The 11,852-nt window shown below is 65.3% G+C and carries 13 protein-coding genes; 8 read left to right on the top strand and 5 right to left on the bottom strand.

The window, feature by feature from the left end; all coding sequences use genetic code 11:
* Nucleotides 1–30 precede the first annotated feature (30 nt).
* Both KI794_RS15580 and KI794_RS15575 read right to left on the bottom strand, forming a co-directional pair.
* Nucleotides 31–579, bottom strand: a complete 549-nt coding sequence (locus KI794_RS15580) for a septum formation family protein (protein ID WP_119282536.1) — start codon at nucleotides 577–579, stop codon at nucleotides 31–33.
* A gap of 99 nt (nucleotides 580–678) precedes the next feature.
* A complete protein-coding gene (locus KI794_RS15575) occupies nucleotides 679–2,130 on the bottom strand; it encodes a dicarboxylate/amino acid:cation symporter (RefSeq protein WP_119282537.1) in 1,452 nt (483 codons plus the stop codon).
* Between the two features lie 149 nt (nucleotides 2,131–2,279).
* Here KI794_RS15575 and KI794_RS15570 point away from each other — a divergent pair, with 149 nt between their 5' ends.
* The 4 genes from KI794_RS15570 to KI794_RS15555 all read left to right on the top strand — a co-directional run bounded on the left by KI794_RS15570 (nucleotide 2,280) and on the right by KI794_RS15555 (nucleotide 4,846).
* The gene (locus tag KI794_RS15570; protein ID WP_119282538.1) at nucleotides 2,280–2,768 is read left to right on the top strand and encodes a YajQ family cyclic di-GMP-binding protein; all 489 of its coding nucleotides are present in this window, start codon (nucleotides 2,280–2,282) and stop codon (nucleotides 2,766–2,768) included.
* A 42-nt stretch (nucleotides 2,769–2,810) separates the two neighbouring features.
* On the top strand, nucleotides 2,811–3,551 hold the full coding sequence (locus tag KI794_RS15565; protein WP_255808595.1) for a hypothetical protein: 741 nt from the start codon (nucleotides 2,811–2,813) through the stop codon (nucleotides 3,549–3,551).
* Nucleotides 3,552–3,587: 36 nt separating this feature from the next.
* Entirely contained in the window at nucleotides 3,588–4,001 is a 414-nt protein-coding gene (locus KI794_RS15560; protein ID WP_255808594.1) for a DUF3151 domain-containing protein, read from the top strand.
* A 74-nt stretch (nucleotides 4,002–4,075) separates the two neighbouring features.
* Nucleotides 4,076–4,846, top strand: a complete 771-nt coding sequence (locus KI794_RS15555) for a hypothetical protein (protein ID WP_255808593.1) — start codon at nucleotides 4,076–4,078, stop codon at nucleotides 4,844–4,846.
* 24 nt (nucleotides 4,847–4,870) lie between these two features.
* Here the strand turns inward: KI794_RS15555 and KI794_RS15550 are convergent, their stop codons facing one another.
* Both KI794_RS15550 and KI794_RS15545 read right to left on the bottom strand, forming a co-directional pair.
* Nucleotides 4,871–5,422: an HNH endonuclease gene (locus KI794_RS15550; protein WP_370647832.1), complete on the bottom strand. Its 552-nt coding sequence runs from the start codon at nucleotides 5,420–5,422 to the stop codon at nucleotides 4,871–4,873.
* Between the two features lie 206 nt (nucleotides 5,423–5,628).
* Nucleotides 5,629–6,609: an epimerase gene (locus KI794_RS15545; protein ID WP_255808592.1), complete on the bottom strand. Its 981-nt coding sequence runs from the start codon at nucleotides 6,607–6,609 to the stop codon at nucleotides 5,629–5,631.
* Nucleotides 6,610–6,778: 169 nt separating this feature from the next.
* Here KI794_RS15545 and KI794_RS15540 point away from each other — a divergent pair, with 169 nt between their 5' ends.
* The 4 genes from KI794_RS15540 (at nucleotide 6,779) to KI794_RS15525 (ending at nucleotide 10,532) form a co-directional block, all read left to right on the top strand.
* The gene (locus KI794_RS15540; RefSeq protein WP_370647896.1) at nucleotides 6,779–7,264 is read left to right on the top strand and encodes a Dps family protein; all 486 of its coding nucleotides are present in this window, start codon (nucleotides 6,779–6,781) and stop codon (nucleotides 7,262–7,264) included.
* A gap of 154 nt (nucleotides 7,265–7,418) precedes the next feature.
* On the top strand, nucleotides 7,419–8,705 hold the full coding sequence (locus KI794_RS15535) for an adenylosuccinate synthase (protein ID WP_119282556.1): 1,287 nt from the start codon (nucleotides 7,419–7,421) through the stop codon (nucleotides 8,703–8,705).
* An 11-nt stretch (nucleotides 8,706–8,716) separates the two neighbouring features.
* Entirely contained in the window at nucleotides 8,717–9,025 is a 309-nt protein-coding gene (locus tag KI794_RS15530; RefSeq protein ID WP_255808591.1) for a chorismate mutase, read from the top strand.
* A gap of 226 nt (nucleotides 9,026–9,251) precedes the next feature.
* Nucleotides 9,252–10,532, top strand: a complete 1,281-nt coding sequence (locus tag KI794_RS15525) for an alpha-L-fucosidase (protein WP_119282843.1) — start codon at nucleotides 9,252–9,254, stop codon at nucleotides 10,530–10,532.
* Here KI794_RS15525 and KI794_RS15520 read toward each other — a convergent pair whose 3' ends face one another.
* Nucleotides 10,533–11,669, bottom strand: coding sequence for an ROK family transcriptional regulator (locus KI794_RS15520; RefSeq protein ID WP_255808588.1), 1,137 nt, complete (start codon nucleotides 11,667–11,669; stop codon nucleotides 10,533–10,535).
* Nucleotides 11,670–11,852 lie beyond the last annotated feature (183 nt).

Genomic DNA, 11,852 nt, shown 5'->3' with positions numbered 1-11,852 from the left:
TGCCACCAGCGCAGCTGTGCGCGCTGGGACCTAGCGGGCCGCGCCCTTCAGGCTGCCGGTGATCTTCCCCGCCGGGTCAACGATGACGCAGTTCACGGTGCGGTCGTTAAACTCGTTCCAGCCGTCCTCGGTCGGCGTGAGGGTGTAGAAGTCGAGTTCGGAATCGAAGTAGTCGATGCCGACAAACTCGTTGAACATTGCGATGCACTTGTCATTGCTCTCTTCCTCGAGCGCGGCAGCCTCAGGGAACGTTTCGCCAGCGAGCTCGAACTCGCCGAAGATCTCTTCGTCGTGCTCCTCCGCGCAGGGCACCACCGGAACGTCGTACACGACGGAGTCGTCGGTTGAGTCCATGCAGTCGCCTACCGCGATCTGGTCGACCGACGCCTGCGACTGTTCGGTTACTGCACCCGAGTCGTCGCGTTCGACTGCCGTTACGGGGAAGATGCTGCAGCCAGCGAGGGCGGGAAGCAGCAGGAGCGTTGCAAGGGTTGCCCCGGTTGCTGAACGGAGGCGGGTGCGTGACAGAGTAATTTTGCTTGTCCTTTCGTTCCCTGCGCTTTCGCAAGGGCGTTCCAATGTGCGTACCTACCTTAACCGGAGGTTCATGACGCAAGACGCCCCGTGCGCCTGGCGAGCCAGGTGCACGGGGCGAAGCGGGTGACGGCCGAGACGGGACTAGCGGCCGGCCCCTGCCGGTTCGACCGCCTGGTCGTGAGCGGGCTCGTCCTCGGTGTCCGAGTTGTCGAACGCAAGGCCCTGGCGCGGGGCGTTGTAGAGCTCCTCGTCGAGGATCCCCTCGCGCTTCGCGACAATTGTCGGCACGAGCGCCTGGCCAGCGACGTTCACCGCGGTGCGGCCCATGTCGATGATCGGGTCGACCGCAAGGAGCAGGCCGACGCCCTCAAGAGGCAGGCCGAGCGTGGAGAGCGTGAGTGTGAGCATCACTGTCGCGCCAGTCGTGCCAGCGGTTGCCGCAGAGCCGACGACAGATACGAGGGCGATCAGCAGGTACTGAACGAGCGACAGTTCGATGCCGAAGAACTGGGCGATGAAGATGGCGGCGACGGCCGGGTAGATCGCGGCGCAGCCGTCCATCTTGGTCGTCGCGCCGAGCGGCACCGCGAATGAGGCGTAGCCGCGGGGCACACCGAGGTTACGTTCGGTCACGCGCTGGGTGAGCGGCAATGTGCCGATCGACGAGCGGCTGACGAAGCCGAGCTGCACCGCGGGCCACACTCCCGAGAAGTACTGTCGGATCGAGAGGCCGTGAGCCTTCACGAGAACCGGGTAGACGACGAACAGCACGATCGCGAGCCCGAGGTAGAGTACCGCGACAAACAGCGTGAGCGTGCCCATCTTGCCCCAGCCGTACTCGACGATCGCGTTGCCGATGAGGCCGAGGGTGCCGATCGGTGCGATCCGAATGATCCACCAGAGCACCTTCTGAATGATCGTAAGTGCGGATTCGGTGAGCGCGATGAACGGTTCGGCCTTATGGCCGATCTTCAGCGCGGCGATGCCGACCGCTGCTGACACGACGATGACCTGCAACACGTTGAAGCTCGCGTTTGCCGTGAGCGCGCCTGTCTCAAGGTCGACTCCGCCGGAGATACCGAGGCCGAGGAAGTTCTGGGGCACGAGGCCGGTGAGGAAGTTCCACCAGGTGCCGACGGTGTACGGGTCAGACGGGGTTAGCTCAGAGCCCGAAGCGGCGGCGCCGGGGCGTAGCGTGACGCCGAGTGTGATGCCGATGGCGACGGCGATGAGTGCGGTGATCGCGAACCACAAAAGCGTCTGGCCGGCGAGGCGGGCGGCGTTCGTGACCTTGCGGAGCCCGACAATGCTCGAGACGATCGCAGTGAAAATGAGCGGTACGACGGCCGCGCGCAGCAGCGTGACGTAGCTCGAGCCGATGACCTTCAGCGTTGCGTGCAGCCCGTTCGGATTGCCTTCCGCGTCAGGGCCGAGGTTGAGGGCGATGGTTCCGAGCACCAGGCCAAGCACGAGCGCGGCGAGAATCTGCCAGCCAAAGGAGGTCATCCATTTCGGCAGGCGACGCTTCCCGGGTTCCGCTGGAGGCGCAGCCGGCTGCGCTGAGGGGACGGGCGGTGCTGTCGAAGACGACATGGTGATCCTTTCGAGGCGAGTCGCGCCGGGTGTGGGCGACAAACAACGATCGTACCAATAGATTCGCTACCGTTATGACAGACATTACGTTTCGTGACGCATGTATGTGATCGCTGCGCAATGTGCGAGCTTTCGTCTACGCTTAGGGCATGGCTGATTCCTCATTTGACGTTGTGAGCAAGATCGACTCCATGGAGGTCGAGAATGCAGTGAACCAGGCCCGCAAGGAGGTCGAGCAGCGCTACGACTTCAAGGGCGTTGGTGCCGACGTTACCTACTCCGGCGACACCATCCTGATCAAGGCGAATACCGAGGAGCGTGCGAACGCCGTCCTCGACGTGCTGCAGTCAAAGATCATCAAGCGTGGCATGTCGCTGAAGGTGCTCGACTCGGGTGAGCCTTACCCGAGCGGCAAGGAGTACCGCATTGAGTCGAAGCTCAAGGAGGGCATTGACCAGGCGACCGCGAAGAAGCTCAACAAGCTCATCCGCGACGAGGGCCCGAAGAGCGTGAAGAGCCAGATCCAGGGCGATGAACTACGAGTCAGTTCGAAGAGCCGCGACGACCTGCAGGAGACGATGGCGCTGCTGAAGGGCGCAGACATCGACGTCGCCCTCCAGTTCGTGAACTACCGCTAGGCTGCACCCGCGCTGGCCCCGGCTGCGCTCTAAGCTAAGGCTATGAGAGCATCTGGGGCCCTTTCGCGCGCTCAGCGATACGCGCAAATTCTCGCTACGGTGGTGGGCGTCGTCGCGATCCTCGTCGTGGGCGCGGTGCTTGCCGGGTGCTCACCACAACCCGCGCCCGAGAGCCCGCAACCGACACCGGCCACGAGCCCAGAGCCGGAACCGACGCCTAGTGAGGAGCCCTGGGTGCGGTTCACCGACTCGCGCCTGCCTCACTCGTTCGAAGTGCCTCCCGGGTGGACCGTCGCTGATCTCGGAGGCAACGCTGAGATCGGCGCGTTTCAGTTTGGGGTGATCGACCCTGAGGGCAGGCAACTCCTGACGTTTGCGAGCCGAGTGCAGGGACTCGGTGGCGCATGTCAGGAGCTCCCGGTACTGCGAATCCAGGAAGCAGATACGCGGAGCGTCGAGCTGCAGGGCTACGTCGCGGCGGCAGAGACCCCTGCGCCACTCGTCGCTCCGCGAGTCGTCTACCGCATCTCAGAGGTCGAGGATGGCGCCCTCGCGAGCCTTTCGCTCTCTGACGACATCCCGCCCGAGGCGTGCATGTATTACAACCTGTTGCATACGGATGCTGGGCTCGCGATGTTCGCGACTCAGCTCCAGGTTGACTCGTTTGATCCCGCCGCGTCCCCCTGGTTGTTCGGTTCAGTCGAGGAAGCCAAGGAATACGCAGATACGGCGGAGTACGAACAACTCGTCCGGGTCCTCTCTTCTCTGTCCTTTACTGAGTAGCCGCTCCTGGGTCGGCGCTGTCGCTACACTGGCGACATGATCGGTGAGAACCTCCTCGGCCCAGAACCCACACTGCTCGCTCCCGACGCGGACGTGACGGCCGCGCTCGCCGCCGGCGCAGACCCCGAACAGGTCGTGCGGGCGCACCCTGATTCCCCGCTCGCCTGGGCCGTGCTCGCAGACCGCGCGGCAGCGGCCGACGACGAGATCGGCGCGTACGCGTTCGCCCGCGTGGGGTATCACCGCGGCCTCGACTCGCTCCGCAAGGCTGGCTGGCGAGGCGCCGGGCCTGTACCGTGGTCGCACGAGCCCAACCGCGGAGTACTGCGGGCGCTCTACGCGCTGCGCCGAGGCGCCGCAGCGATCGGCGAGACGCACGAGGTCGAGCGCCTCACCGAGTTCTTGAACGGCGCGGACGCGACCGCGATCGACGCAATCGAGGCCGAATAGCGAGATTCGGTGGCCTTGGAGCCCCCGAGAGCACATTTCTGGCCGCGCGTACTGTCCTCCCCTAGGATCGGGCTATGAGCCCCGCGCCCGGAAGCCGGTGGAGACGCGCGTCCGTCACGGCCGTCGCGATTGGCGCGCTTGCCGCGGCCCTGATACTCAGCGCTTGCGCGCCGAGCTCGGAGCCGGCTCCAAAGCCGACTACCTCGAAGCCGTCGCCGAAGCCCTCACCTGAGCCGACTGAAGAACCCGCCCCGGAACCTGAGGCGCAGTGGGAGCGCTTCTCAGACCCTCGGACCGTTGGCAGCTTTGAGGTCGCGCCGGGGTGGAGCGTCGTCGAGAGCGAGCGGTCGGAGCCCGAGCACGAAATCTACCTGTTCGATGTCGTCGACGAGGAAGGCGACCTGCAGCTCACGTACGCCCGCAAGGTCATGGGGCTCGGCGGAGGCTGCGGGGGTGACGCCAGCGGGCCAGACGAGTCGAGCTTTCTGACTGTGACCGAACTCGAGTCGGTGCCTGTCGAGATTCCGGGCTACGTGCGATACGGCGACGCCCTACCCGGCACGACCCCGACGCAGTTCACCTATCGGGCTATTGAGAACGCTCACGCGGAGGGCGTGTTCGCGACGATGGCAGTGAGCGACACATCGCTGGGCGCGCCGTACTGCTTCTACTACAATCTGTTGCAAACGGAATCGGCCTTGGTTAGATTCGCTGACACGCTCCAAGTGAGCATCAGTGATGCAACGAAACACTTCGGCTCGATGGACGAGGCGCGCGCGTTCATGCAGACCGAAGACTACGCGAAGGCGAAGCGGATGCTGCTGTCGCTCAGGCTCGACGCCTAACCAATTGACGGGCGGCGCGGCCGCCTAAGCGTGGTGCTCTGGGTGGGGTGGCACGTCGTCGTGCAATGCGACGGGAGGCGTGTCGAGGGCACTAGCCTCGGGCTCGGCCAGCTGTCTGCCGTCTGGTTCAGGATCCGGGAGCAGCTGCTGCAGAATCGTCGCGTGCCGCAGCAGGAATGCTCGTTCGTCGAGCTTCTTGCGCCTGAGCCAGCTGGTGACCTCGGAGTTGTGCTTGCTTGCGTTGCACGAGGCGCAGGCTGGCACGACGTTTCCGAGCGTGTACCGGCCGCCGCGCGAGACCGGCTGCACGCAGTCGCGTTGCAGCGCGGCGCCGTCGCCCTGGCAGTAGGCGCAGCATCCCCACGCCTCGAGCAGGGTCTGCCACTGATCGTCAGTGAGGTCGTTGTCGACGCGGGCGAGCCGATTCTTGCGCCGCTTCGCGTAGCGGGCGCTCGTCGCGGCCGACCTCGTCTTGGGGTACTTACGACGGGACTGCACCCCTCCACCGTACCCGCAGCTTGGGGCGTCCGGGCTTGGTGTCGGCTGCTGCGCACTGTCGATGCCGCGCTCTGTCACTGGCTGAGCCTTGCCAAACAGCCTGTTCCCCGCAAAAGAGCCGCCTCCCGGCGGTCGCGTTCGGGTCCTCTTGCAGAGAAGATGCTCTTCGGCGGGCCGGGCGGGCCGGGCGGGCCGGGCGGGCCGGGCCAGGTGGGCCGGGCCGGGCCGGGCGGGCCGGGCCAGGTGGGCCGGGCCGGGCCAGCACAGGGCCCGAGCCCTCGGCGTTATCCCCGCCGCCCCTCCCACACGTCGCGCAGAGCCGGCTCAATCTCGGTCCACGTGAACTCGTAGCCCGCTGCGAGAAGTTTCTCGGGTACAACCCAGCGGCTCTTGAGCACCATCTCAGACTCGGTGCGCAGCACCCACGTCGCCGGCTCAAGCATCCAGCGGAATGCGGGCAGCCCGAACCACGCCCCGACAGTCCGCCGAAGCGCCCGCATGACTGTGCGGTTGTCGCTCGGGCCCGGCGACGCTACGTTCACTGGACCGCTGAGGGTTTCGCTCTGCAGCGCGAAGCGCACCGCGCCAACGATGTCGTCAATGTGCACCCAGCTGAAACGCTGTCGGCCGCGGGTGCGGTGCCAGCTCGCGGTCGGCTCGGTCGGCTCGGGGCCGATGCCCCGGTAGCGGCGGTGCGGGAACCACGGGCCGTCGTACTGTGGCCCGCCGACGCCGAGTCTGGCGAGCCTGAATAGCGTGTTCGTGGCGGGGCCGTCTCCGATGGCGATCGCGATCCTGAGGGCGACGCGGCGGGTACCCGGCAGGTCGGCGGCGAAGAACTCCCGCTCCCAGTTGCGCGCGACGTCGACCGAGAAACCCGCCCCAAGTTCGCCGTTCGCCTCGGTGTGTGGGCGGTCCATGGCGTGCCTGTAAATCGTGGCCGTGCTCGAGTTCAACCACACTCTGGGCGGTGCGGTGCTCGCCGCAATCGCTTCCGACAGCGCGCGAGTGGTGTCGACGCGAGAACGCAGGATCTCGTCACGGTTCGCGTCGTTGTAGCGGCAGTCAACGCTCTTGCCAGCGAGTCCGATTACTGCGTCGGCCCCGTCAACGAGGCTGAGGATAGCGGCCTTGTCGTCCCACGACGCGTCAGCCCTGGCCCTGCCGATTGTTACGACCTCCCATCCGTCTTGGGTGAGTTCGTGACGGAGCCTCGACCCGAGAAACCCTGATGCGCCTCCGATGACGATGCGTCTGCGTGCCATGATCCCCCTCGCAGTGAACGGCCCGTGTCGGCTTAGTCATAGCCTAGCCAGCGCCTGGCAAACACTCATCGAACTCTGAGGCCAGCGCCCAGACTCTCCGCGTAACCTAGACAACACCGAGTGCCCGGCACGTACGGGCGCTCCCGAGAGAAGGGAAGCCAGTATGACAATGCAAGAAGCCCGCATCCCGGCCGCGCAGGGCGACATGAACCGCCCGAGTGGGGTCGCGCAATACCTGAGCCCGGTCGTTCAGGATCTCGTCGCCCTCCACGTCAACGCCAAGCAGGCCCACTGGCACGTGCGCGGAGCGAACTTCATCGGGGTTCACGAGTTCCTCGACACCGTCGTCGCGAATGCCCAGGCTGGCGCTGACGAGGTTGCCGAGCGGATCGTCGCCCTCGGCCTTCCCGTCGACTCGCGCATCGCGACGGTCGCATCGCGTACGACGACTCCCGAGCTGTCGCCAGGTTTCCAGCAGTCTGACGTCACGGTGCGCGAAATGGTCGCCCAGCTCGACGCGACGCTCGCGACGATCTATCGCGCGATTGAGGGGCTTGAGGAGATTGACCCCGTGAGTCAGGACATCGCGATCGCGATCGCCCAGCAGCTCGATAAGGATCGCTGGTTCCTGCACTCCCACATCGCCGAAGCGTAGGCACGTCGCCGCAGCCGCTCGCGAACGCCCCGCGGCGCCCCCGACACACCGTCAGGAGGCGCCGCGGGGCGTTCGTGTTACGCCTGCCGGGCATGGAAAGCGCGGCTCCGCTAGACTGGCTCGGTATCTGCCTAGTGCGAAGGAAGGGGCTGAGATGCCCGCTGTACTGATCACCGGTGCCCAATGGGGCGATGAGGGAAAGGGTCGCGCAACCGACCTGCTCGGGAGCCGCGTTGACTACGTCGTAAAGTTCAACGGCGGTAACAACGCCGGTCACACGGTTGTCATTGGCGACCAGAAATACGCGTTGCACCTGCTCCCATCGGGCATTCTGACACCGGGCGTCGTTCCGGTGATCGCTAACGGTGTTGTCGTTGACCTCGCGGTGCTCAAGCTTGAGCTCGACGCGCTCAAGGAGCGCGGCGTCGACGTCTCGAAGCTCAAGGTGAGCGCGAACGCGCACGTGATTACCGAGTACCACCGGACCCTCGACAAGGTCACCGAGCGTTTCCTCGGAAAGCGCCAGATTGGCACGACAGGTCGCGGCATCGGGCCTGCCTACGCAGACAAGATCAACCGCGTCGGCATCCGCATTCAAGACATCTTCGACGAGGGCATCCTTCGACAGAAGGTCGAAGCCGCGCTCGACTTCAAGAACCAGGTGCTCGTCAAGATTTACAACCGGCGTGCGATCGACGCCGACGAGGTTGTGAACGACCTGCTCGCGTACCGCGAGCTCCTCGAGCCGATGGTGTGCGACACCGGCCTGCTGCTGCACAACGCGCTCGCCGATGACAAGACAGTGCTGTACGAGGCTGGCCAGGCGACGATGCTCGACATCGATCACGGCACCTACCCGTTCGTCACCAGCTCGAACGCGACCTCCGGCGGTGCCGCGACGGGTTCGGGCGTTCCGCCGCACAAGATCGACCGCATCATCGCGGTTATCAAGGCGTACACGACCCGTGTCGGATCGGGGCCATTCCCGACCGAGCTATTCGACGAGATGGGCGAGTTCCTGCAGACCAAGGGCGGCGAGTTTGGCGTCACCACCGGTCGCGCGCGCCGGTGCGGCTGGTACGACGCTCCGATGGCACGCTACGCGGCCCGCATCAACGGCGTCACCGACTTCGTTCTCACGAAGCTCGATGTGCTCTCGGGCATTAAGTCGATTCCCGTGTGCGTGGCCTACGACGTGAACGGCGTTCGCCACGACGACATGCCCGTGAACCAGTCAGACTTCCACCACGCGAAGCCGATCTACCAGGAGTTCCCTGGCTGGGACGAGGACATCTCGGACTGCCGCTCGTTTGAGGAACTGCCGAAGAACGCGCAGGACTACATCCGCGCGCTCGAAGCGATGAGCGGCGCCAGGTTCTCGGCCGTCGGCGTTGGTCCGGAGCGCGAGCAGGTTGTCGAGCTGCACGACCTGCTGAGCTAAGAAGGAGAGCGATGACGAGCCCCACTCCTGAGGAGCGCCTCGGGCGACTCCGTTCGAGCATCGATAACATCGACGCCGCCCTCGTGCACATGCTCGCGGAGCGGTTTCGGTGCACGCAGGAGGTCGGCCAGTTGAAGGCTGAGCACGCGATGCCTCCCGCTGACCCCGCCCGCGAGGCGCGGCAGATCGCTAGGTTGCGGAGCCTCGCAGAGGACGCGAACCTCGACCCTGAGTTCGCCGAGAAGTGGTTCAACTTTGTTGTTGCCGAGGTGATCCAGCACCACACTGCTATCGCCGCCGACTCGCGCGACGAGGCATAGCCCAGTCGCCAGATGTGCCCCGGCTGCTCGGGACCTTCATTTTTACTCAATCACTTTTGTGCCCCCATTCTTCGCGAAAGAACGGGGGCACAAGAGTATTTGGAGGGATGGGTGAGGCCACGCCTGGGTGGCGCACCCGCCGGTGATCGGGTGGGGGCTGAGCGAGCCCACGCGCCGGGAGAGATTTGACGAGCGCGCTCAAAAGAACTGTGTGAAGATTGTGCGCATGTCTTCACAGCCTGAGCATCAGTGGTTTGACGAGGCGCGCCTCGGCATGTTTGTGCACTTCGGGGCGTACAGCGTCGCCGCCCGCCACGAGTGGGTGCAGAACTACGAGCGTCTCACTGACGCCGAGTACCTGCCATACGTCGAGAACTTCGATCCGGATCGCTTCGACGCCGGTGAGATCGCGCGCCAGGCACAGCAACTCGGCGCAGGCTACGTAGTGTTGACCACGAAGCACCACGAGGGCTTCGCGCTGTGGAACTCGCGCCAGTCGGATTTCACCGCACACGCAGTTTGCGGGCGAGACCTTGTGCGCGAGCACGTTGACGCGCTTCGCGCGGCGGGGCTTCGTGTTGGCTTGTACTTCTCGCTTATTGACTGGCACCACCCCGACTTCCTCGTCGACTGGGTACATCCACGTCGCGACGACGAGAACGCCCACGAGCTCAATGCAGGCCGAGATATGGGGCGCTACCGCGCCTTCATGCACGCGCAACTGCGCGAGCTGCTGACCGAGTACGGGCAGATCGACTACATGTTCTTCGATTTCAGCTACCCGGAGCACAAGGACGGGTGGGACGGCAAGGGGCCCGCCGACTGGGACTCTGAGGCGATGCTCGCGATGTGCCGCGAGCTCCAGCCGAACATGCTCGTGAACGACCGCCTCGGAATTCCCGGCGACTTCTACACGCCCGAGCAGTACCAGCCGACTGAGCCCGTGCGTCGCGGTGGCGAGCTGGTGAGGTGGGAAGCGTGTCAGACGATCAATGGATCGTGGGGGTACCATCGCGACAACCTTGACCAGAAGTCAGCGCCACTGCTTGCGCAGATGCTCACCGACTCGGTCTCGATGGGCGGGAACATGCTGTTGAACATCGGGCCAGACGGGCGCGGTGCGATCTCACCCCGAGACCGAGCCGTGCTCGAGACGCTCGGTGAGTGGACCGCCCTTCACCGCGACGCGATTGTGGGCGCCGGCCACGCCGGATTCGCGCCGCCTCGCGAGGGCACCTACACCCGCCGTGGCGACCGGCTCTATCTGCACATGGCCAGCTGGCCGCTCGGGTACGTGCACCTGCCTGGCCTCGCGGGCAAAGTGAGGTTTACTCGCCTGTTGAACGACGGCTCCTGGTTGCGCACGTCGGAGAGCGACCCGAGCTCGGAGGGTTCGCAGATGGAGGCAGCCGGGCAGCCTGCGGGCACGCTCACCGTGCACCTGCCAGTGCAGCGCCCTGACGTGCTCATGCCCGTCATCGAGCTACGCCTCGTCGATGGGGCCTAACTACGCGGTGAGGTCGACGGCGTCGAGCGCAATTCGTGCCGCACCGTACAGTGCCGCGTCTTGCCCGGACGCGGCAGCCTCGATGAGTAGCGTCTGCGTCGCGAGCGGGTGGCAGGCCTCGTAGACGCGACTGCGTACTGCGGCGATGAACGGCTCGCTCGCGCTCAGGCTCCCGGTGAGGAACACCGCGTGCGGGTTGAAGAAGTTCACGACGCCAGAGAGTGCCTGGCCGAGATGGGTTCCCGCGGTGCGGATGAGCGTCGTCGCGGTCGGGTCGCCATCTCGCGCGAGTGCGAGGACAGCAGCTGCGTCTGGCACCTGATGACCAAGCTCGCCCATTTGCCGCACGAGGCTTGCGCCGCTTGCGACCGTCTCGAGGCAGCCGCGGTTTCCGCAGGAGCAGGGCTCGTTGAGCGTCGGGTCGATCTGCGTATGCGTGATATCGCCGGCCGCGGCTGTCGCGCCGCGGTGGATCGCGCCCTGCACGATAATTCCACTACCGATCGCGGTGCCTGCCTTGACTGTGATGCTGTCCTCGGCAGGGGAGAGCCGCCTGTGGTGCTCTCCGAGTGCCATGAGGTTCGCGTCGTTGTCGACAACAGCCGGGACCCCGAGGAGCTCGGTGAGTCGCTCGCGCACCCTGTACCCCTGCCAGCCGGGCATGCGTGACGGCTGATCGACGCTGCCGGTTTGGGGCCGCACGGGCCCTGGAAGAGCGATTCCGACTGCACGGATCTCGGTGTCACCTGCGAGTGCTCGGCAGCCCGCTGCGACCTTCTTCAGGGTCTCTTCCGGGCCGGCGGCGATGTTGATCTGGATTGTCTCGGACGCGTAAAGTTTGCCCGTGAGGTCGAGGAGGCCGATGCGGGCGTGGCCGCCGCCGAGCTCGGCGGCAAGGATCCGGGCCTCCGCGACATTCACGCGCAGCCGGCGCGGCCGCCTGCCCCCGCTCGAATTGCCGTGGCCGTCCTCGCGTAGTACATCGGCGTCGATGAGCGTCTGCACGCGCAGGGAAACTGTCGAGACGGCGACGTCGAGGATCTTGGCAAGCTCGCTGCGCGAAGCCGCCTGCCCGCCGGCGACAAGCTCGACGATCCGACGATTCTGGTCATCGAGGGGGTTCGGGGAGAGTGGCACGTTCCAACTTTCTTCGATCTTGGTAGAAGCCTAGCCCGTACTATCCACGGAAAGAAAGGCCGTATCCGCGTGAATGTTTCGATTCGGCGCTGCCAAAAAACTGGTATTTGTCGGGATGCGAATCTTCTGGCAGTATGACATCTGTCGAAGTCGAACAAACTTTGTTCGATACTCGAACAAACT

The organism is Leucobacter aridicollis, from assembly GCF_024399335.1.
Taxonomy (GTDB): Bacteria; Actinomycetota; Actinomycetes; order Actinomycetales; family Microbacteriaceae; genus Leucobacter; species Leucobacter aridicollis_A.
Note: the sequence above shows the minus strand (reverse complement) of the source record. Positions and strands in the feature narration are given on the sequence as shown.

Bases quoted from the DNA above. Each gene is read 5' to 3' on its own strand.
- KI794_RS15575 (WP_119282537.1), bottom strand. From the start codon at position 2,130: ATGTCGTCTTCGACAGCACCGCCCGTCCCCTCAGCGCAGCCGGCTGCG.
- KI794_RS15570 (WP_119282538.1), top strand. From the start codon at position 2,280: ATGGCTGATTCCTCATTTGACGTTGTGAGCAAGATCGACTCCATGGAG.
- KI794_RS15565 (WP_255808595.1), top strand. From the start codon at position 2,811: ATGAGAGCATCTGGGGCCCTTTCGCGCGCTCAGCGATACGCGCAAATT.
- KI794_RS15560 (WP_255808594.1), top strand. From the start codon at position 3,588: ATGATCGGTGAGAACCTCCTCGGCCCAGAACCCACACTGCTCGCTCCC.
- KI794_RS15555 (WP_255808593.1), top strand. From the start codon at position 4,076: ATGAGCCCCGCGCCCGGAAGCCGGTGGAGACGCGCGTCCGTCACGGCC.
- KI794_RS15545 (WP_255808592.1), bottom strand. From the start codon at position 6,609: ATGGCACGCAGACGCATCGTCATCGGAGGCGCATCAGGGTTTCTCGGG.
- KI794_RS15540 (WP_370647896.1), top strand. From the start codon at position 6,779: ATGCAAGAAGCCCGCATCCCGGCCGCGCAGGGCGACATGAACCGCCCG.
- KI794_RS15535 (WP_119282556.1), top strand. From the start codon at position 7,419: ATGCCCGCTGTACTGATCACCGGTGCCCAATGGGGCGATGAGGGAAAG.
- KI794_RS15530 (WP_255808591.1), top strand. From the start codon at position 8,717: ATGACGAGCCCCACTCCTGAGGAGCGCCTCGGGCGACTCCGTTCGAGC.
- KI794_RS15525 (WP_119282843.1), top strand. From the start codon at position 9,252: ATGTCTTCACAGCCTGAGCATCAGTGGTTTGACGAGGCGCGCCTCGGC.